We start from the raw sequence: 19172 nt of genomic DNA on the forward strand, positions 1-19172 counted from the left end.
GGGGTTAGACCAACACTGGGGTTAGACCAGCTTTTTCAGCAGTTCGGCCTTCTTGGCGTCGAACTCTTCCTGCGTGAGGATGCCCTTGGTCTTGAGTTCGCCAAGCTTCTCGAGCGTGGTCATCACGTCGGCGGCGCTCACCACGGCCACGGCAGGTTGCTGCGTCGTCGCCGCGGCCTGGGCCGCCGCGTTCGGGCTCAGGCCCTGTGCAAGGTTCTGCGCCAGCACCTGGCCCAGCGCCACGCCGGCGCCCAGACCCATCGCGTCACCCGCGATGCCGCTGCCGCCACCCGCTGCGCCTTCGGCGAACTTGGGGATGGCCTGCGCCGTCTGGTATTGCATGAACTTGCCCATGTCGTTACCGACCATGCCCATGCCGATCTTCTGGTCGAGGATCTTCTGCAGTTCTTCGGGCAGCGAGACGTTCTGGACCGTGATGTTCTCGAGCTTGATGCCGATCTTCTCGAACTCGGGCACCAGCTGGGCGGCCAGCGCCTGCGCAAACTGGATCTGGTTGGCCGCCAGGTCGAGGAAGGGCAGGCCGCTGGAGGCAATGGCGTTGCTGATGTTCTGCAGCACCAGCCCGCGCAGCTGGCCGTCGAGGTCGGCCACGCTGTAGATGTCGCGTGTGCCGGAGATTTCGGTGTGGAACAGCTTCGGGTCGCCGATGCGGAAGCTGTAATTGCCGAAGGCGCGCAGGCGCACGGCGCCGAAGTCCTTGTCGCGGATCGTGATCGGCTGGGGCGTGCCCCACTTCTGGTCGACCTGCTGGCGGGTGCTGAAGAAATAGACGTCGCTCTTGAAGGGGGATTCGAAGAGCTTGTCCCAGTTCTTCAGGTACGTGAGCACGGGCAGCGTCTGCGTCGTGAGCTTGTACATGCCCGGGCCGAACACGTCGGCCACCTGGCCTTCGTTGACGAACACGGCCATCTGCGACTCGCGCACGGTGAGCGAGGCGCCGTTCTGGATTTCCATCTCGGCCATCGGGAAGCGCCAGGCCAGCGTGCCATCGCCGGACTCGGTCCACTGGATGATGTCGATGAACTGTTTCTTGATGAAATCCATCAGGGCCATGGTCGTTCCTCTCGAGATGTTGTCGGTTTGTGTCCCAGCCGCGCATATTGCCACAGGGCCTTGACGGTGCCCCGTGCTTTTGGTCATGCCTGCCACTGGCCAAGCGGCGTAGTGCGCCATTCACCGAGGTCTACAATCGGCGCCCCCAGAAGAAGCGCCACCAGGAGCAACGGCACATGTCCGATTCGACCGCATCGTCCCCTTCGACCCCTTCCCCGGAAGACAAGCGCGCCCTGCTGCGCCGTGCCGCCCTCGAGTACCACGAGTTTCCCGTTCCCGGCAAGATCGCCATCGCGGCGACCAAGCAGATGGTCAACCAGCGCGACCTGTCGCTGGCCTACTCGCCCGGCGTGGCCGCGCCCTGCGAGGAAATCGTCAAGGACCCGGCCGCCGCGTTCAAGTACACCTCGCGCGGCAACCTCGTGGCCGTCATCAGCAACGGCACCGCCGTGCTGGGCCTGGGCGACATCGGCCCGCTGGCCTCCAAGCCGGTGATGGAAGGCAAGGGCGTTCTCTTCAAGAAATTCGCCGGCGTGGACGTGTTCGACATCGAGATCGACGAGAAGGACCCGGCCAAGCTGGTGGACATCATCGCCTCGCTGGAGCCCACCTTCGGCGCCATCAACCTGGAAGACATCAAGGCCCCGGACTGCTTCTACGTCGAGCGCGAGCTGCGCAAGCGCATGAAGATCCCGGTGTTCCACGACGACCAGCACGGCACGGCCATCACCGTGGCCGCGGCCATGGTCAACGGCCTGAAGGTGGCCGGCAAGAACATCGCCGAGGTGAAACTGGTCGCCTCGGGCGCCGGCGCCGCAGCGCTGGCCTGCCTGAACCTGCTGCTCAAGGTCGGCGTGAAGCGCGAAAACGTGTTCGTCACCGACCTGGCCGGCGTGGTCTACGAAGGCCGTACCGAGCTGATGGACGACGACAAGCGCCAGTTCATGCAGAAGACCGACGCGCGCACGCTCGGCGAGGTGATCGAAGGCGCCGACGTGTTCCTGGGCCTGTCGGCCGGCGGTGTGCTCAAGCCCGCCATGGTCGCCAAGATGGCCAAGCGCCCGGTGATCTTCGCCCTGGCCAACCCGAACCCCGAGATCGCGCCGGAAGACGCGCACGCGGTGCGCGACGACATCATCATGGCCACGGGTCGCACCGACTACCCGAACCAGGTCAACAACGTCCTGTGCTTCCCGTACATCTTCCGCGGCGCGCTCGATTCGGGCGCCACCACGATCACCGACGAAATGGAGCTCGCTGCGGTCCACGCCATCGCCGAGCTGGCACAGGCCGAACAGAGCGAACGCGTGGCTGCCGCCTATGCCGGTGAAAAGCTGAGCTTTGGCCCCGAATACCTGATCCCCAAGCCCTTCGACCCGCGCCTGATGATGAAGATCGCGCCGGCCGTGGCCAAGGCGGCCGAGGAAAGCGGTGTGGCGCTGCGCCCCATCAAGGACATGGACGCCTACCGCGACAAGCTGCAGAGCTTCGTCTATGCGTCGGGCACCACCATGAAGCCGATCTTCGACGCCGCCAAGCGCGCGCCGAAGAAGCGCGTGGCCTACTGCGAAGGTGAAGAAGAGCGCGTGCTGCGCGCCGCCCAGATCGTGGTGGACGAAGGCCTGGCGCGCCCGACGCTGATCGGCCGTCCGGCCATCATCGCCCAGCGCATCGAGAAGTTCGGCCTGCGCCTGAAGGAAGAGCTCGACTACGATATCGTCAACGTCGAGCAGGACCACCGCTACCGCGATTTCTGGCAGACCTACCACCGCATGACCGAGCGCAAGGGCCAGACGGTGCAGACCGCCAAGATCGAGATGCGCCGCCGCCTCACGCTGATCGGCGCCATGCTGCTTCACAAGGGCGAGGTCGACGGCATGATCTGCGGCACCTGGGGCACCACGCTGATCCATCTGCACTACATCGACCAGGTGATCGGCAAGCGCCCCGGCGGTTGCGCCAGCACGCCGCAGGACGTGCCCGTGTACGCCTGCATGAACGGCCTGCTGCTGCCCGACCGCCAGGTGTTCCTGGTCGACACGCACGTCAACTACGACCCGACGCCCGAGGAACTGGCCGAGATCACGACCATGGCGGCCGAGGAAATGATGCGTTTCGGCCTCAAGCCGAAGGCTGCGCTGCTGTCGCACTCCAATTTCGGCAGCAGCAACGAGCCCAGCGCCATCAAGATGCGCAAGACGCTCGACCTGCTGCGCGTGCAGGCGCCCTGGCTCGAAGTGGACGGCGAAATGCACGGCGACGTGGCACTCGACAGCAAGCAGCGCGCGGTCGTCATGCCGCACAGCGCGCTCGCGGGCGATGCCAACCTGCTGGTATTCCCCAACATCGACGCCGCCAACATTTCTTACAACCTGCTCAAGACCGCGGCCGGCGGCAACATCGCCATCGGCCCGGTTCTGCTCGGCGCGGCCAAACCTGTGCATATTCTCACGGCGAGCGCGACTGTTCGCCGCATCGTGAACATGACAGCCTTGACAGTGGCCGACGCAAACGCCGAGAGATAGGCCATTTGGCGAGAGTGGCCGCCAACTTAAGGCGAGCCATCTTTCCCCCGCGACTGCTCAAACTTTGGGCAGTCGCTTGCTATTTTCGCCAGCGTGGTGCACACTCGCGGGCTTGAATTTGCGGGTTAACCCCGAGGTTGAGCGCAATTCGAACCCCCCGCTCTTTTCTTGTGGTGCCCCATGGCGGCTTACGCCTCGATCACGTCCTCTGTCACTAAGTTTGCGCTCACCAGCTTGATGTTGGTGGCACTGACGACGGGGGCCGAGGCCCGCGGATGGTTCGGCGCCGAGAAAACGTCCTCCGAGGCATCGATTGCCCTGACCGATCTGCCGGTCCAGGGCCAGCGAACCTACCAGGCCATCCTCGACGGTGGCCCCTTTCGGTACGACAAGGACGGCACGGTATTCGGCAATCGCGAACGCATCCTGCCAGCGGCACGCCGCGGGCACTACCGCGAATACACGGTGCCGACGCCCGGCGCGCGCAACCGTGGTGCCCGGCGGATCGTTTGCGGTGGCGAGCAGCGCACGGCGCCCGAGGCCTGCTGGTACACGGCGGACCACTATGCGAGTTTCAGACGGATTGCGCCATGAGCGATGAAAACGACCTGAGCGGCGCCTCGAAGCGCCCCGACGAGATGATGATGACTATGGAAAGACCAGCGGATATGACCTTATCCCTTCGAGCCGTACGCCCGAACATCGTGCAATCGATCCGCGCGTTCCGCGTGAACGACCTGCAGGATGCCGCCAACGCGGCCGGCCAGCACTTCCTGTACGCCAACCTGGGCAACGCCCAGACCAAGCAGGACGTGCTCGACCTGATTGCCCAGCAGTTCACCTTCCCGGCGCATTTCGGCAAGAACTTCGACGCGCTGTACGACTGCATGACCGACCCGTTGCACAAATCGGGCCCGCAGCCTGGCTTCGTCATCGTGCTCGAACAGATCCCGGCCAACGCCAAGTTCGACAAGGAAGCACGCGAGCAGCTGCTCGACATCTTCCGCGACGCATCGGACTACTGGGGCGATCGCAAGGTCCCGTTCCGCTGCTTCTATTCTTTTCTGTAGCCCGTTCTGCATCTACCAGCCAAGCAGAACGGGCGAACGAGGCTCAGCCAACCGCTGAAACCCTCGATGGCATCGAAATCAACACCACCGCCACGGCGGCAACCGCTGCTGCGGCCACCCCTGCCAGCACCGAGCCGGCCGGCGAAAAAATGCCGACCGACAAGCTCGTCGACGTGTCGCCCCTGGCGCTGCGCATGAGCAGCCCCTTCAACGCGGGCTACTGGCTGGCCGCCGCATAACTAGGCTCGCCCCCAGGCTGCGCGCACTTCGTGTCGCTTCGCCAACCCCCTTCCGGGGGCGACACCTGCGGCCCGGCAGAGCCGGTTCCGCGGTGTCTCGCGAAATGAAAAAAGCCCGTCAATGACGGGCTTTTTTCATGGGGGGACGGCTTGGGCCAGGGCGACGTATTCGGCCACCGGCACCTCCTCGGCGCGGCGCTGGATGTCGAACTCGCCAGTGAAGCCGTGCTCCCCGAGCCACTTGCCCAGCGTGTGCCGCAGGATCTTGCGGCGCTGGCTGAAGGCCACCTGCACGATCTCGCCGAGCCGCGCCGCATCGACCGCGGGCGGCTGCGCGAGCGGCACCATCCGCACCACGGCGCTGTCCACGCGCGGCGGCGGATCGAAGCTCTCGGGCGGGACGAACAGCACGTCTTCCATGTCGTAGCGCCACTGCAGCATCACGCTCAGGCGGCTGTAGTCCGAGGTGGCGGGGCGGGCCACCATGCGATCGATCACTTCCTTTTGCAGCATGAAGTGCTGGTCGGCGATCAGGTGGGCGAAGCCCAGCAGGTGGAACAGGATCGGCGTGGAAATGTTGTAGGGCAGGTTGCCGACCACGCGCAGCGGCGTCGGTGCCTGGGCCGCCAGCGCGGCAAAGTCGACCTTGAGCACGTCGGACTCGATGACGTCGAGCTGCGGATGCTCCCTCAGCCGCTTGGCCAGGTCGCGATCGAGCTCGATGACCTTGAGGCGGCCGAGCCGCTCGACCAGCGGCTGCGTGAGCGCCGCCAGCCCCGGTCCGATCTCGACCATCGCATCGCCGGGCTGCGGCGAAATCGCCTGCACGATCGCATCGATGATCCCGCCGTCGGACAGGAAGTGCTGTCCGAACCGCTTTCTTGCAATGTGTTGTGCCATCGCGGCCTAGAACGCGGCCATCAGGACTGCGGCGTCTCGCGGTATTCGACGTAGGCGCGCGCGCGCACTTCCTGCACCCAGGTGGTGAAGGCTTCTTCGACGCGCTGTTCACGCAGCGCGGCACGCGCGGCTTCGCGCTGCTCGGACTGGCTCAGCTTGGCTTCGCGACGACCAATCACCTGGATCAGGTGGACACCGAAGCGCGACACCACGGGGTCGCTGACCTGGCCCGGCGCGAGCCGGTCCATGGCTTCCTCGAACTCAGGCACGAACTGGCCGGGGCGCGCCCAGCCGAGATCGCCGCCTTCCTTGGCACTGGCGTCCTGCGAGTTGTCGCGCGCCAGGCCGGCGAAGTCGGCGGTGCCGCCTTGCACGCGGCGCTTGAATTCCTGCAGCTGCGCCACCGCCTGCGCGGTCGTGCGCTTGGGGTCGTTCATCAGCAGGATGTGGCGCACCTGGGTCTGGGTGATCGATGCATCCGACGCCCCCACCTGTGCCTTGGTCAGCACCTTGAGCACGTGGAAGCCGGCGCCCGAGCGCACGGGCCCGGCGATGCCGTTCACCGCGGTCGATTGCGTGGCCTCGACGAACACCGGCGGGTAGCGGTCGGCACTGCGCAGGCCGAGCGCGCCGCCGTTGGCACGGTCGGGCGAGTCGGAGTTCTCGCGCACCAGCTTGGCGAAGTCTTCGCCGCCGCGCGCACGTTGCGCGAGCGCATCGGCCTTCTGCTTCGCCGAAGCGACCTGCGCGTCGGTGGCGTTCTCGGGCACGGCCACCAGCAGCTGGGCGATGTTGAGGTTCAGCAGGGCGTTGTTCTTGACGGCGCTGTCGCGCTGATCGCGCAGGTACTCGTCCGCCTCGGTGTCGCTGATCTTGACCTTCGACTCAACCTCGCGATCGCGCAGGCGGGTGAGCAGCAACTGGTCGCGCAGGTCGTTGCGGAATTCGCGCGGCGAGATGCCCTCGGCCGCCACGCGGCTGCGCAGTTCGGTGAGACTGATCTCGTTCTGGCGCGCCACGGTCTGCTCGGCCTGGTCGATCGCCACGTCGTCGACCTTGATGCCGTTTTCCTTCGCGAGCTGCAGCTGTGCACGCTCGGTGATCAGGCGCTCCAGCACGAGGCGCGTGAGCTCGGCGCGCGGCACGCGCTCGGCGTCCGGGTTCTCGCGGATCAGGCGCGTGACGCGCGATTGCACCTCGGTGTTGGTGATGGGCTCGGAGTTGACCAGCGCCACGATGTATTCGGCCGCGCGCTGCACCGGCGCCGCCGCGGGACCGGCCGGACGGGCCACCGGCGGCACGATCCGGGGACCGGCGCGCATGATGTCCGTGATGCCGCTGCCGGAACGAAAGCCCTGTGCGCCGGCCGTTGCGGCGATGGCCGCAAGGCAACCCAGGGTGATGAGGGAACGGATGTGTTTCATGGCGTGAATCGGTCGTCGTTCAGTCGTAATTGGTGAAGCGGCTCGGAGCCTCGGTCGGTTGACGCAGCGGCTGGTAGCGCTGCACGTTCTGCCGCAAGGCCTGCATCGGGCTCGATCCGATGCTGGAGAAACCGACGAATTCGAGCTGGAACATGATGCGGGTGTTGGCCGTCACCTGGCCCGTGGTGATGCGCTGCAGCACCACGCGGCCGATCCAGCAGCAGCCGTCGTACTCGACACCGAGCACGCCGTCCGTGAGCTTCTTGTCCTGCAGGCTGTAGTTGAGACGGCCCACGGCGTACCAGCGCCCGCCACCTTCGCCCTTACCCGGACCGAGGTCCTTGTTGCCCTTGTCGCCCCACAGGTCGTTGATCGGCCATTGCCAGCCGAAGTCGATCGACTTGTTGCCGTCGGTGGCCGTAGGCGTGCTCGGCGCCTGGTAGCGGAAGGCGGCGCTGAGGTTGCGGTACGGCCCCGGGTTGTAGCGCGCGCTGATGGCGCTGCGCGTGGACCGGCGCGAATCGGGGTTGTACTGGAGCAGCGTGTCCAGGCTCCACTTGGGCGTCCAGTTGATCTGCGCGCCCAGCAGCAGGTCGCTGGTGCGGTCGGTGACCGGTGCGACGCCCGGCAGCGTGACCTTCTGGTCGGCGAAGCGGAAGCGTTGCGCGATGCCGAAGCGCACGGCTTCCACACCGGTGCCGGGGTCGATCAGGCGGGACGTGACACCCAGCGTGAGTGCGTTGGTGTCCGAGATGCGGTCGCTGCCCGAGAAGGCGTTCTCGGTGTAGATGGTCGCGAAGCTGAAGTCGTTGGCAGCCGAATCGTAGTTCGGCAGCATGCTCTGGTTGCGGTACGGCGTGTAGACGTAGTACGCACGCGGCTCCAGCGTCTGGCGGAAGGCACGGCCGAAGTAATTGGCGTCGCGCTCGAAGATCAGGCCGCTGTCCAGGCTGAAGGTCGGCACGACGCGGTTCGACGAGGTCGGGAAGAAGTACAGCTGGCTCGGGTTGTACGGCATCCCGTTCACGTAGTCGATGCCGTTGACCGACACCTTCGGAATGGACGACTGCGGCAGGTAATAGTTGTACGAAGTCGCGTGCAGCTGCAGCTTGGGAATGACGAAGGAGCTCGGCGTGAGGAACGGCCGGCTGATCGCCGCCTGCGCGAACACGCGGTCGCCATCAGGCTGGGACTGCTGCACGAGGTCGAACCCGGGCTGACCCGCCAGGATGCTGTTGACGCGAAAACGCGAGTAGTCGGTGTTCAGCGAGACGTCGAAGCCGTGCCAGTCGTACTTGGCGTAGTTGGCCGTGATCTGCGGCACGCGGTCGTACGACGGCACGACCGGCGACAGGTTGTATTGCAGCGTCTGGTAGCGCAGGGCGCGCACGGCACCGCTCCAATCGCCCTTGGACCAGTTCAGCGAGCCTTCGCTCGGCAGCTGGCGCTGTGCCAGCGTCGGCGTGCGCGTGAAGTCGCGCCAGTAGTCGTTGTCGCTGACGCGGTTGATGTTGATGTTGGCGGACAGCGAGTCGAGCCCCAGCGCCTTGGCGTCGAAGTCGTGGTGATGGTTCAGCCACAGGCCCCAGCGCTTGCTGCTGTCGGGCTGCTTGCCGAAGTTCAGGTCTTTGAGCGCGATCTCGCCGTTGTTCAGCTTCTGCAGCTGCTCGGCACGCGCCTCGTTGTAGCGCTGGCCCACGAGGCGGTCGCTGCCCATCAGGTCCAGGCGAATGCTGCCGCTGTAGTCCTTCTCGAGGTAGCGGAATTCGTTGGCCAGGTTGAGCCCGCGCTTGCTCATCAGCGTGGGCGTGAAGGTGGCGTCGCGGTTGGGCGCGATGTTCCAGTAGTAGGGCTGCGAGACCTCGAAACCGTTCGTGTTGTCCAGCCCGATGGTGGGCGGCAGCAGGCCGCTCTTGCGCTCGTTGGACAGCGGGAAGGTCACGCGCGGGATCGGCGGCGTGGTGATGCCCATGAAGCTCATCCGCGCGTCGATGGCCACGCCCTCGTTTTCCTCGGTGTCGGTGGTCAGCGTGGCGGCCGTCAGCAGCCAGGCCGGCATCCAGCCGGGGAAGTCTTCGCGGCGGCAGGTGGTGTAGCTGGCGCGCCGCGCGATCGAGACATTCGAGTCGACAAAGTCGATGCGCTCGGCCTCGCCGTGGCCACCGGTCGAGAGGAAGCGGTAGCGCACGTTGTTGAAGAAGCCCTCGAAGGTCTCGAGCTTGAGTTCCAGTTCGGGGCCTTCGTACACGTTGCCGGCCTGGTTGACCCGCACGTTGCCCGTGGCCTTGGCGCGGTCGTCGGGCTGGTAGTACTCCAGGCGGTCGGCGGTGATGGCGAGCGGGCCGCGGCGCAGCGTGGCATTGCCCTCGACCACGGTCTCGAGGTCGGGGCGGCCGGAAATGCGGTCGCCGGTGACGAGGCTGGGCAGCTGGCTGCGTTGCGCGGGCGTCAGCGTCTCGGTGAGCAGCGGCGTGCGCTTCAGCGTGAGCGGGCCCTCGAGGCTGCCAGGCTGCTGGGCGGACGCGCCGTGCGCGTGCAGCAACGCCAGCGACAGCACGGCCAGTGGCAGCGGCGGGCTCAGACGTCGCGAGGCGGCGCGTGGGGTCGTAGGCATCGATTCGGAACGAAAGATCGTCGGGGACGGCGCGGCAGGCCGGCGGGTTGCGGGGACCGGCAGCCACCCCGCCCGGCCGGATCGGCCTTGGGAAGGGGTGCCGCGCCAGGCGGATTTGTAGAATTGATTATCCATGACAGCACCTTCGACCCCGGCTCCCACGACCCCACACCCCGACCAGGCCATTGTCTGGACAGATCCGCAGCGGGCCGAAGCGTTCCGGGGCTGGCTGGCCGGCATTGCCGGGGCCAGGCAGCTGCGCCCGGACACCGTCCGGCTGGCCTCGGCCGACGCCAGCTTCCGCCGCTACTTCAGGCTCGACACCACCGACGGCCGCACGCGGATCGTGATGGACGCGCCGCCGGACAAGGAAAACTGCGCCCCCTTCGTGCAGGTCGCGCAGCTGATGGCCGAGGCCGGCGTCTGTGCGCCGCAGGTGCTCGAATGGGACCGCGACCACGGTTTCCTGCTGCTGGACGACCTGGGCCGACAGACCATGCTCGACGTGATCGACCCGGCCCGCACGGACACCTGCCGCCCGCTCTATGACGAAGCCATCGACGCGCTGATCCGCTGGCAGCTGGCTTCCAAACCCGGCGTGCTGCCCCCCTACGACCGGGCGCTGCTCGAGCGCGAACTGGCGCTCTTTCCCGAGTGGTACATCGGCCGCCACCGCGGCGTGGCCGTCGAGGGTCAGTTGAAGGAACGCCTGGACCGCGTCTTCGCGCTGATCGTCGAGAACAACCTCGCGTCCCCGAGCGTGTACGTGCACCGCGACTTCATGCCGCGCAACCTGATGATCGGCGGCGAAGGCGCGCCGCTGGGCGTGCTCGACTTCCAGGACGCCGTCTATGGCCCGATCCCCTACGACATCGCCAGCCTGATGCGCGACGCCTTCCTGAGCTGGGACGAGGAGTTCGTGCTCGACATCACCGTGCGCTACTGGACCGCCGCGCGCAAGGCCGGCCTGCCGGTGGACGAGGACTTCGGCGCCTTCTACCGTGCGGTCGAATGGATGGGTCTGCAGCGCCACCTCAAGGTCGCAGGCATCTTCGCGCGGCTCACGCTGCGCGACGGCAAGCCGCGCTACCTGGCCGACACGCCACGCTTCATCGCCTACATCCGCGCCACCGCCAGCCGCTACATCGAGCTGAAGCCGTTGCTGCGCGTGATCGACGAGGTCGAGGGCACCACGGCGGTCACCGGCTTCGCCTACGGTCGAGTCTGAAGAGAAACTGAAAAAAGCCGAAAAAGAAAATCGCTGTAGCGCCCGCGCCACGGGCGCCCTCAGCTCCTGATTTCATAGCATGCCCCGTTTTCACTGCTCCGTGCCGCTGACCGCTGGCGCCAGCCTGGCGCTGCCGCCGGGTGCCGCGCGCCATGTGCAGGTGCTGCGCATGCAGCCCGGCGACGCCCTCACCCTGTTCGACGGTGCAGGCGGCGAGTACGCCGCGACAGTCGAGCGCATGGGCCGCAGCGACGTGGCAGTGACGGTCGGCGCCCACACGCTGGTGGAGCGCGAAGCCGCCCGCGCCGTGCACCTCGCGGTCGGCATGCCGGCCAACGAACGCATGGACTGGCTGGTCGAGAAAGCCACCGAACTCGGCGTGACCAGCATCCAGCCGCTGGCCACGGCGCACGGCGTGCTGCGGCTGTCGGGCGAACGCGCCGAGAAGAAACGGGCGCACTGGGAAGCCATCGCCGTCGCGGCCTGCGAGCAATGCGGGCGAAACCGGGTGCCGGTGATCCATCCGGTGCAGTCTTTCGCAGGCTGGCTGAGCAGCACCGCCGCTGCGGACATGGCAGCGACGCGCCTCATATTGAGTCTGGCCGACGGCACGCGCGCCGTCGCCGCCGTCGCTGCGAGCACGCCGACCACGCAGCCGGCCCTCGTGCTGAGCGGCCCCGAAGGCGGCCTCAGCGCGACCGAAGAAAGCGATGCCATCGCGCGCGGCTTCGCGCCAGTCACGCTCGGCGCGCGGGTGCTGCGCGCGGAAACAGCGGCGCTCGCAGCCCTCGTGTCGCTCATCGGCACCTGAGCGGTTCGGGGGGTGTTTTCCGCGAGGCGCGCATCGGGCGCCTGGGGAACAATGGCCGCTTCGTTTGCCTTGTTCAATCCGCCTTCCGGAAGGACCGCTCCCCCATGCCTCGTTCACCCCGCGCGTTTCGTCTTGCTCCTCTCGTCCTGGCCGCGCTGTGCGCCATGCCCGCCGTCCACGCGCAGAACCAGGCCGTCGCACCGACACCGGCGCAGGTCAGCCCCGCGGTCGACCAGGCCTACACCCAGCTCATGGCCTCGCCCGCGATCCGCAAGCTGCTGGAATCGGTCAAGGCCGACCACGAACGCACGGTCGAAGAACTGAAGACGCTGACCGAGATCGAGGCGCCGCCCTTCAAGGAACAGAAGCGCGCCGAAGCCTTCCTGACCCGGTTGAAGGCCCTGGGCCTGCCCGACGCCAAGATCGACGCCGAAGGCAACGTGATCGGCCTGCGCAAGGGCACGGGCAACGGCCCCAAGCTCCTCATCTCGGCGCACCTGGACACCGTCTTTCCGGCCGGCACCGACGTCAAGGTGAAGGAGCGCGACGGCAAGCTCTTCGCGCCCGGCATCGGCGACGACACGCGCGGCCTGTCGGTGCTGCTGTCGTGGCTCAAGGTGCTCAACGACAACAAGATCCAGACCGTGGGCGACCTGATGATCGTCGCCAACGTCGGCGAGGAAGAGCTGGGCAACCTGCGCGGCATGAAGGCGATCTTCCGCGACCACCTCGACATCGACGGCATGGTCGGCCTCGAGCCCTCGCCCGACGGCCACGTGCTGGTGCTCGGCACCGCGAGCCACCGCTACGAAGTGAGCTTCAAGGGGCCCGGCGGCCACAGCTTCGGCGCCTTCGGGCAGGTGCCCAGCGCGATCCACGGCATGGGCCGCGCCATCGCCAAGATCGCCGAGGTGCGCACGCCCACCTTTCCCAAGACCACCTTCACCGTCGGCACCGTGGGCGGCGGCACCTCGGTGAACACCATCGCCCCCGATGCCCGCATGGCCATCGACATCCGCTCGGACGACATGGCCTCGCTGCTCGAGACCGAGAAGAAGATCCTCGCGACCCTCGACGAGGCGGTGGCGGAAGAGAACAAGCGCTGGAACGTGAGCAGCCTGAGCGTGAGCACCAAGCTCATCGGCGACCGCCCGGGCGGCCGCACGCCGCCCGACTCGGTGATCGTCGAGGCCGCCACGCGCTCGAACGCCGCCTTCGGCCACAAGACCCTGCTGCGCGGCGGCAGCACGGATGCGAACGTGCCCATCTCGCTGGGCATTCCGGCCATCATCATCGGCGGCGGCGGCAAGTCGGGCGGATTCCACTCGCTGGCCGAGTCGATCGACGTGACAGATGCATGGAAAGGCGCGCAGAATTCGCTCGTCACCGTGCTCGGGCTGGTCGGTGTGCAGGGCGTGAGCCCCGCGCTCTTGCCGAAACGCACGGCACGCAGCAAGTAATTTGTCACGTTGCGAGTTCGAAAGTGGCCGCGCCACTTTCGGCGAGCGGGTCGCCACATTGGAAAATGTGAGCGTTTCTGTCACACACCAAGGAATGGTCATGGGGTTGCTCGATTCGGTTCTCGGTCAGGTGCTTGGAGGCGCTGCGCAACAGCAGCAACCGCAAGGCGGTGGCCTCGGGGGATTGGGAGATCTCGGAAGCCTCGCTGGCGCCCTGGGCGGCCTGCTTGCCAACAACGGCGGGCAGGGCGGCCTCGGCGGCATGGTCTCGAAATTCGAGCAGGCGGGCATGGGCGACGTGATCGGCTCGTGGATCGGCAACGGCGAGAACAAGCCGGTGTCGGGCGATCAACTGCAGAACGCATTGGGTGGCGACACGATCGCCGCCATCGCCTCCAAACTCGGCATCAACGCACAAACGCTGCTGCCGATGCTGGTCACCATGCTGCCGGCCCTCATCAACCAGCTCACGCCGCAGGGCAAGGTCCCCGAGCAGGGCATCGGCAACCAGGACGACCTGCTGAGCTCGCTCAGCGGCCTGTTGCAAGGCAACAAGCCGACCTGACCTGCCACTGGCGAATTTTCATTTTCAGAATTCCGGCGCCCGCGAGGGCGCTTTTTTTTGGCCGGCGCCTTGCCTTCGTCGCCCAATCGCGTAGAACCGCGCCCCATGAATCGCAATCTGTGGCTCCTGGCCATCTGCCAGGGCCTGCTCCTGACCAACAACGTCACCTTCATCGCCATCAACGGCCTCGTGGGCCTGGGCATCGCGCCGCAGGGCTGGATGGCCACGCTGCCGGTGATGGGCTATGTGGTGGGTGGCGCGCTGAGCACGGGGCTGGTGGCCCGCACCCAGCAGCGCTTCGGCCGCCGCGGCTCGTTCCAGATCGGGCTGGCGGTGGCAGTCGGCTCGGCGCTGCTGTGCGCCTATGCGGCGTTCTCGAAGAACTTCTGGCTGCTGTGCTTCGCGACGCTGGTCGCCGGCTACTACAACGCCAACGCCGGGCTCTACCGTTTCGCGGCGGCCGAGCTGGCGCAGCCGGCCTGGCGCGAGAAGGCCGTGTCGATGGTGATGGCCGGGGGCCTGATCGGCGCCGTGGCGGGGCCGAATCTGGCGACCTTCACGCGCGACGCCCTCCCGGTGCCGTTCGCCGGCGCCTACATCGCGCTGGCGGCGGTGGCGCTGCTCTCGATGGCCGTCATGCGCTTCATCGATTTCCCTCCCTCGCCGACGCGCAAGGAAGGTGCCGGCGGCAGGCCGCTGGGCGAAATCATGCGCCAGCCCGTGTTCATCGTGGCGGCCGCCTCGGGCGCGCTGGGCTACGGCGTGATGAACCTGCTGATGGCCGCGACCCCTATCGCGATGCAGATCTGCAGCCTGCCGTTTTCCGACGCGGCGCTGGTGCTCGAATGGCACGTGATCGGCATGTTCGCGCCGGGCTTCTTCACCGGCCACCTGATCCGCCGCTTCGGTGCGCTGCCGGTGATGGGCGTGGGACTGGCGCTCAACCTCGGCTGCATCGTCGTGGCGCTGTCGGGCGTGGAACTGCACCACTTCCTGGTGGCGCTGTTCCTGCTGGGCGTGGGCTGGAATTTCCTGTTCACCGGCAGCACGACGCTTTCGCTCACGGCCTACACGGCCGAGGAGCGCGACCGCGCCCAGGGCGCGCTCAACTTCTGCGTGTTCGCGACGCTGGCACTGACCTCGTTCGCCTCGGGCGTGCTGGTGACGACACAGGGCTGGCAGCTGCTGAACTACGGTTCGCTGGTGCCGGTGGCGCTGACCGGCGCGGCGCTGCTCTGGTTGGCGCAGACGCAACGCCGGCGCGCGCTGGCGGCGAAGGCCTGAGCCCGGCTCTCGCGGCCTCAGGCCGCGAGCGTCGACGCGACCACTGGAAACCTCCGGTCGAGCCAGCGCTGCAGCATGTCGAACACGGGCTCCGCATCCAACTCGTTGAAGAGCTCGTGGTACAGCGTGTCGAAGCACTTCGCCTCGACCTGGCCGCCGAGCGCCGCGGCCGCCGCGAAGGCACGGCTGGCGGCGGGTCGCACGAGCCGGTCGTCGCCCGCGTACATCAACAGCGTGGGCACCGGCCAATGCGCCGCGTGCTGCTGCACCGTGGCGCCTTCGTAAGCGAGGAAGCGCGCCAGCCGGCTGCCGATGCGGTCATGCGTGAGCGGATCGTCGCGGTAGGCCTGCACCACCACCGGGTCGTGCGAAAGATAGTTGTCGTCGAGCCCGTTGCCCACGCGCAGGTTCGGTGCGATGCGCGGCAGCACGGCCAGCAGCATCTTCTGAACGCCGTTGAGCCCCGGATCGAGCCCCGGCGACGACAGCACCAGCGCATCGACCGGCCGCACGCCACGCGCCACCAGGCTCGCGGCGACCAGGCCACCCAGGCTGTGGCCCAGCAGCACCAGCGGCACACCGGGGTTCTCGCGGCGCGCGTCGTCGATCACCAGGGCCAGGTCGTCGACCAGCCGCAGCTCGCTGGGCAGCCCGCCGCGCGCACCGGTGGATTCGCCGTGCCCGTGATGGTCGTGGGCCCAGACTGCGAAGCCCCAGGCGTGCAGTTGCTTGGCAAGGCCGTGATAGCGACCTGCGTGCTCGCCCAACCCGTGCACCACGACCACGACGGCGCGGGGTTCGCCGGCGGCGGGCAACCGCCGCAGCGCCAGCGTCTCGCCGTCCGGCGTGGACAGCGCCACGCGGTGAGGCAGGGGCAACGCGTCGCTCATTGGTGCACCCTTGGCGCTGCGCGCCTTCCCGCCAAGCGGGAGCGAGCTTGCTTGGGGCGGCCCGGCGCGGCGCTCAAGCCGCCACCGGCTCCGACGTCGCGGCGCGGTGCGCGGCAGGCAGCGCGGCGATGACCTCGGCCACGGCGGCCGTCAGCTTCTTGGCGTAGGGCACGTGCAGGAACTCGTTGGGGCCGTGCGCATTGCTCTTCGGGCCGAGCACGCCGCAGACCATCATCTGCGCCGTCGGGAAGCCCGCGCTCAGCATGTTCATCAGCGGGATCGTGCCGCCCTGGCCGATGTAGCCGCACGAGGCGCCGAAGTGCGCGCGCGAGGCCTTGTTGAGCGCGTCCTCGAACCACGGCGTGATGGTGGGTGCGTTCCAGCCGGTGGCGCCGCCGTGGCTCTCGAAGGTGACGCGGGCCTGGTAGGGCGCGTTGTCTTCGAGCAGGGCCTTGAGCGTCTGCACCGTCTCGGCCGCATCGACCAGCGGCGGCAGGCGCAACGAGAGCTTGAAGGCTGTGTAGGGGCGCAGCACATTGCCCGCGTCCTTCAGCGCCGGGAAACCTTCGGCGCCGGTGACCGACAGCGTGGGCTTCCAGGTGCGGTTGAGCAGCGCCTCGACCGGATCGGTGGTGGTGGGCAGCGCGAACATGGTCGAGCCGCCGCAGTCGTAGTGCGCCCAGGGGAAGCGCTTGTAGACCTCGTCGCCGAGGATGGCGGCGGTGGCCTTGGCCTGCGCAAGGCGGTCGGCCGGCACTTCGCAATGGAAGCTGGCCGGCAGCAGGCGGCCGGTGGCGCTGTCTTCCAGGCGGTCGAGCACCTGCCGCATGATGCGAAAGCTCGAGGGCACGAGGCCCGAGGCATCGCCCGAGTGGATGCCTTCGGTCAGCACCTCGACCTTGAGCGTGCCGCTGGCCATGCCGCGCAGCGAAGTGGTGAGCCAGAGCTGGTCGTAGTTGCCGGCGCCCGAATCGAGGCAGATCACCAGCTCGACCTTGCCCAGGCGCGGGCGCAGCGCGTCGACATACGGCAGCAGGTCGTAGGAGCCGCTTTCCTCGCAAGTCTCGATGATGCCGACGATGCGCGGATGCGCCACGCCCTGCGCCTTGAGCGCCTGCAGCGCGGCGACGCTGGCGTACACCGCGTAGCCGTCGTCGGCACCGCCGCGGCCATAGAGCAGGCCGTTCTCGTACTTGGGCGTCCACGGGCCGAGGTCGTTGCGCCAGCCGGTGAATTCGGGTTGCTTGTCGAGGTGGCCGTACATGAGCACGGTCTCGGCCATGTCGGTGCCGGTGGCCGGCACTTCGAAGAACAGCACCGGTGTGCGGCCTTCGAGGCGCACGATCTCCAGCTTCAGGCCCTCGACCTTCTGCGCCTCGACCCACGCGGCGGCGTTGCGCAGCACGGTCTCGAGGTAGCCGTTGGCCGACCAGTCCTTGTCGAAGCCGGGCGACTTGGCCGGAATGGCGATGTAGTCGGTGAGCTGCTTGACGATGTCGCGGTCCCATTGGGCGGTGACATCAGAGAGGGCGCGCGTCGCGTCGAGCGTGCCGGCGGGCATTTCACGGTGCAGGGGGGCGTTCATCGGTGGGTTCTCCGCGGGAGACGAAAAAACGCATTTTGCGCCTTGGCGCGTCCGCGCGTAGAGTGCGGCGATCTCAACCCGGAGGGCATCGTGAGCAAGGCTGCATCGACGCGGATCAAGGCAGGCATCGGAGGCTGGACCTACGAGCCCTGGCGCGACAACTTCTACCCCAAGGGCCTGGCGCACGCCAAGGAGCTGAACTACGCCAGCCGGCAGGTGAGCGCCATCGAGATCAACGGCACCTACTACAGCACCTTCAAGCCCGAGACCTTCCGCAAGTGGCATGCCGACACGCCGGACGATTTCATCTTCTCGATGAAGGCCTCGCGCTTCACCACCAACCGCAAGGTGCTGGCCACGGCCGGCGAATCCATCCAGCGCTTCATCGACAGCGGCGTGGCCGAGCTGGGCGACAAGCTCGGGCCGATCGTCTGGCAGTTCATGCCGACCAAGCAGTTCGATCCGGAAGACTTCGAGGCGTTTCTGGAACTGCTGCCAAAGAAGGAGGGCAGCCGCGTGCTGCGTCACGTGATGGACGTGCGCCACGAGAGCTTCATCGTGCCGGCCTACAAGGCGCTCGCGAAGAAGCACAAGGTGTCGACCGTGTTCACCGATGCCGACAAGTTTCCGTCCTTCGAGGAGCCCGAAGGCGACGTCGCCTATGCGCGGCTCATGATGGCCGACGCGAAGCTCAAGACGGGCTACGGGCCGAAGGCGCTGGACACCTGGGCCGAACGTGCGCAGGGCTGGGCCGGCGCGTCGGCGAAGCAGCGCGACGTGTTCGTGTACTTCATCAACGGCGCCAAAGAAAAGGCACCGGCCGCGGCCGGTGCCTTGCTGGAGCGCCTGGGATGGAAGCCGCCGGCCGCCTGAGGGCGACCCGCCGCGACTGGTTTGTCGACTGGCTTACGACGCCTTGGCGCCGAAGCTGATCTCGCCCGACAGCTGGCCGCCTTCTTCGATCACGATCTTGCCGTAGCGGATCTTGCCGGTGACCTTGCCGGTCGAGTGGATGACGAGCTTCTCGCGCACGGTGAGGTTGCCGTCGAACACGCCACGGATCTCGGCGATGTCGATCTCGGCCGAGCCCTTGAATTCACCCTGTTCGGCGATCTGCATCAGGCGCGAGTCCATGGTCGCTTCGACCAGGCCTTCGACCACGAGCGTGTCGCAATCGGTGATCTCGACGCCCTTGAGCTTGATGTTCGGGCCGACGGTGAGCTTGCTGCCGCCTTCCTTGGCGGGCGCCGTGGCTACCGGAGCCAGGCCGGCCTGCGCAGTCAACGAGGAGGGATTGACGGGAGTGCCCGAGAGATTGGTGCCCGAACCAACCAGCGGTGCGGGACGGGACGTCAGCGAGTCGGTGTCACGATCGCGCTTGCCGAAAAAGGGGGACTGTGTGGCCAAAGGGGAGCTCCTCAAGAAAGACGACTATCGTAAGAAGGCACTCGCGGCGTGCCGCACTTCATTGCGCAATAAGCGTAACTGAATACGTCGCCTGCC

At 67.2% G+C, this 19172-nt stretch carries 16 protein-coding genes; 9 read left to right on the forward strand and 7 right to left on the reverse strand.

Annotated elements, in window-relative coordinates; genetic code table 11:
* Window positions 1–21 precede the first annotated feature (21 nt).
* Complete coding sequence (locus D3H34_RS26090) at window positions 22–1074, reverse strand: SPFH domain-containing protein (protein ID WP_119557179.1); 1053 nt, start codon at window positions 1072–1074, stop codon at window positions 22–24.
* Window positions 1075–1250: 176 nt separating this feature from the next.
* On the opposite strand from D3H34_RS26090, the gene D3H34_RS26095 reads away from it, so the two are divergent.
* From D3H34_RS26095 to D3H34_RS26105, 3 genes are all read left to right on the forward strand, one after another.
* Entirely contained in the window at window positions 1251–3599 is a 2349-nt protein-coding gene (locus D3H34_RS26095) for an NADP-dependent malic enzyme (protein ID WP_119557181.1), read from the forward strand.
* Between the two features lie 180 nt (window positions 3600–3779).
* Window positions 3780–4193: a guanyl-specific ribonuclease gene (locus tag D3H34_RS26100; RefSeq protein WP_099794219.1), complete on the forward strand. Its 414-nt coding sequence runs from the start codon at window positions 3780–3782 to the stop codon at window positions 4191–4193.
* 50 nt (window positions 4194–4243) lie between these two features.
* On the forward strand, window positions 4244–4669 hold the full coding sequence (locus D3H34_RS26105) for a barstar family protein (protein ID WP_095747788.1): 426 nt from the start codon (window positions 4244–4246) through the stop codon (window positions 4667–4669).
* A gap of 374 nt (window positions 4670–5043) precedes the next feature.
* Here the strand turns inward: D3H34_RS26105 and rsmA are convergent, their stop codons facing one another.
* The 3 genes from rsmA to D3H34_RS26120 are packed head-to-tail and all read right to left on the reverse strand — an operon-like array spanning window position 5044 to window position 9846.
* The gene (rsmA, locus tag D3H34_RS26110; RefSeq protein WP_119557183.1) at window positions 5044–5808 is read right to left on the reverse strand and encodes a 16S rRNA (adenine(1518)-N(6)/adenine(1519)-N(6))-dimethyltransferase RsmA; all 765 of its coding nucleotides are present in this window, start codon (window positions 5806–5808) and stop codon (window positions 5044–5046) included.
* A gap of 20 nt (window positions 5809–5828) precedes the next feature.
* Window positions 5829–7232 carry a peptidylprolyl isomerase gene (locus D3H34_RS26115; protein ID WP_119557185.1) on the reverse strand — a complete coding sequence of 468 codons (1404 nt, stop codon included), beginning with the start codon at window positions 7230–7232 and terminating at the stop codon, window positions 5829–5831.
* Window positions 7233–7251: 19 nt separating this feature from the next.
* Window positions 7252–9846, reverse strand: a complete 2595-nt coding sequence (locus D3H34_RS26120) for an LPS-assembly protein LptD (protein WP_119557187.1) — start codon at window positions 9844–9846, stop codon at window positions 7252–7254.
* A 133-nt stretch (window positions 9847–9979) separates the two neighbouring features.
* Between D3H34_RS26120 and D3H34_RS26125 the strand changes: the two genes are divergently transcribed.
* The 5 genes from D3H34_RS26125 to D3H34_RS26145 all read left to right on the forward strand — a co-directional run bounded on the left by D3H34_RS26125 (window position 9980) and on the right by D3H34_RS26145 (window position 15194).
* Window positions 9980–11074: an aminoglycoside phosphotransferase family protein gene (locus D3H34_RS26125; RefSeq protein WP_119557189.1), complete on the forward strand. Its 1095-nt coding sequence runs from the start codon at window positions 9980–9982 to the stop codon at window positions 11072–11074.
* A 79-nt stretch (window positions 11075–11153) separates the two neighbouring features.
* Window positions 11154–11885 carry a 16S rRNA (uracil(1498)-N(3))-methyltransferase gene (locus D3H34_RS26130; protein WP_119557191.1) on the forward strand — a complete coding sequence of 244 codons (732 nt, stop codon included), beginning with the start codon at window positions 11154–11156 and terminating at the stop codon, window positions 11883–11885.
* Between the two features lie 104 nt (window positions 11886–11989).
* Window positions 11990–13345 carry a M20/M25/M40 family metallo-hydrolase gene (locus tag D3H34_RS26135; RefSeq protein WP_119557193.1) on the forward strand — a complete coding sequence of 452 codons (1356 nt, stop codon included), beginning with the start codon at window positions 11990–11992 and terminating at the stop codon, window positions 13343–13345.
* 100 nt (window positions 13346–13445) lie between these two features.
* A complete protein-coding gene (locus D3H34_RS26140) occupies window positions 13446–13910 on the forward strand; it encodes a YidB family protein (protein WP_119557195.1) in 465 nt (154 codons plus the stop codon).
* 105 nt (window positions 13911–14015) lie between these two features.
* Complete coding sequence (locus D3H34_RS26145; protein ID WP_119557197.1) at window positions 14016–15194, forward strand: MFS transporter; 1179 nt, start codon at window positions 14016–14018, stop codon at window positions 15192–15194.
* A gap of 17 nt (window positions 15195–15211) precedes the next feature.
* On the opposite strand, the gene D3H34_RS26150 is transcribed toward D3H34_RS26145, so the two are convergent.
* Window positions 15212–16084 (reverse strand): alpha/beta hydrolase, encoded by an 873-nt coding sequence (locus D3H34_RS26150; RefSeq protein WP_119557199.1) that lies wholly within the window; start codon window positions 16082–16084, stop codon window positions 15212–15214.
* 73 nt (window positions 16085–16157) lie between these two features.
* Complete coding sequence (locus D3H34_RS26155; RefSeq protein ID WP_119557201.1) at window positions 16158–17669, reverse strand: M20 family metallopeptidase; 1512 nt, start codon at window positions 17667–17669, stop codon at window positions 16158–16160.
* 90 nt (window positions 17670–17759) lie between these two features.
* On the opposite strand from D3H34_RS26155, the gene D3H34_RS26160 reads away from it, so the two are divergent.
* Entirely contained in the window at window positions 17760–18542 is a 783-nt protein-coding gene (locus D3H34_RS26160; protein WP_119557227.1) for a DUF72 domain-containing protein, read from the forward strand.
* A gap of 33 nt (window positions 18543–18575) precedes the next feature.
* Here the strand turns inward: D3H34_RS26160 and D3H34_RS26165 are convergent, their stop codons facing one another.
* Window positions 18576–19076 carry a bactofilin family protein gene (locus tag D3H34_RS26165; RefSeq protein WP_056574949.1) on the reverse strand — a complete coding sequence of 167 codons (501 nt, stop codon included), beginning with the start codon at window positions 19074–19076 and terminating at the stop codon, window positions 18576–18578.
* Between the last annotated feature and the right edge of the window lie 96 nt (window positions 19077–19172).

The sequence above is a fragment of the Acidovorax cavernicola genome, from assembly GCF_003581445.1.

Coding starts and splice junctions, on each gene's coding strand:
- D3H34_RS26090 (WP_119557179.1), bottom strand. CDS start 1,074: ATGGCCCTGATGGATTTCATCAAGAAACAGTTCATCGACATCATCCAG.
- D3H34_RS26095 (WP_119557181.1), top strand. CDS start 1,251: ATGTCCGATTCGACCGCATCGTCCCCTTCGACCCCTTCCCCGGAAGAC.
- D3H34_RS26100 (WP_099794219.1), top strand. CDS start 3,780: ATGGCGGCTTACGCCTCGATCACGTCCTCTGTCACTAAGTTTGCGCTC.
- D3H34_RS26105 (WP_095747788.1), top strand. CDS start 4,244: ATGACTATGGAAAGACCAGCGGATATGACCTTATCCCTTCGAGCCGTA.
- rsmA (WP_119557183.1), bottom strand. CDS start 5,808: ATGGCACAACACATTGCAAGAAAGCGGTTCGGACAGCACTTCCTGTCC.
- D3H34_RS26115 (WP_119557185.1), bottom strand. CDS start 7,232: ATGAAACACATCCGTTCCCTCATCACCCTGGGTTGCCTTGCGGCCATC.
- D3H34_RS26120 (WP_119557187.1), bottom strand. CDS start 9,846: ATGCCTACGACCCCACGCGCCGCCTCGCGACGTCTGAGCCCGCCGCTG.
- D3H34_RS26125 (WP_119557189.1), top strand. CDS start 9,980: ATGACAGCACCTTCGACCCCGGCTCCCACGACCCCACACCCCGACCAG.
- D3H34_RS26130 (WP_119557191.1), top strand. CDS start 11,154: ATGCCCCGTTTTCACTGCTCCGTGCCGCTGACCGCTGGCGCCAGCCTG.
- D3H34_RS26135 (WP_119557193.1), top strand. CDS start 11,990: ATGCCTCGTTCACCCCGCGCGTTTCGTCTTGCTCCTCTCGTCCTGGCC.
- D3H34_RS26140 (WP_119557195.1), top strand. CDS start 13,446: ATGGGGTTGCTCGATTCGGTTCTCGGTCAGGTGCTTGGAGGCGCTGCG.
- D3H34_RS26145 (WP_119557197.1), top strand. CDS start 14,016: ATGAATCGCAATCTGTGGCTCCTGGCCATCTGCCAGGGCCTGCTCCTG.
- D3H34_RS26150 (WP_119557199.1), bottom strand. CDS start 16,084: ATGAGCGACGCGTTGCCCCTGCCTCACCGCGTGGCGCTGTCCACGCCG.
- D3H34_RS26155 (WP_119557201.1), bottom strand. CDS start 17,669: ATGAACGCCCCCCTGCACCGTGAAATGCCCGCCGGCACGCTCGACGCG.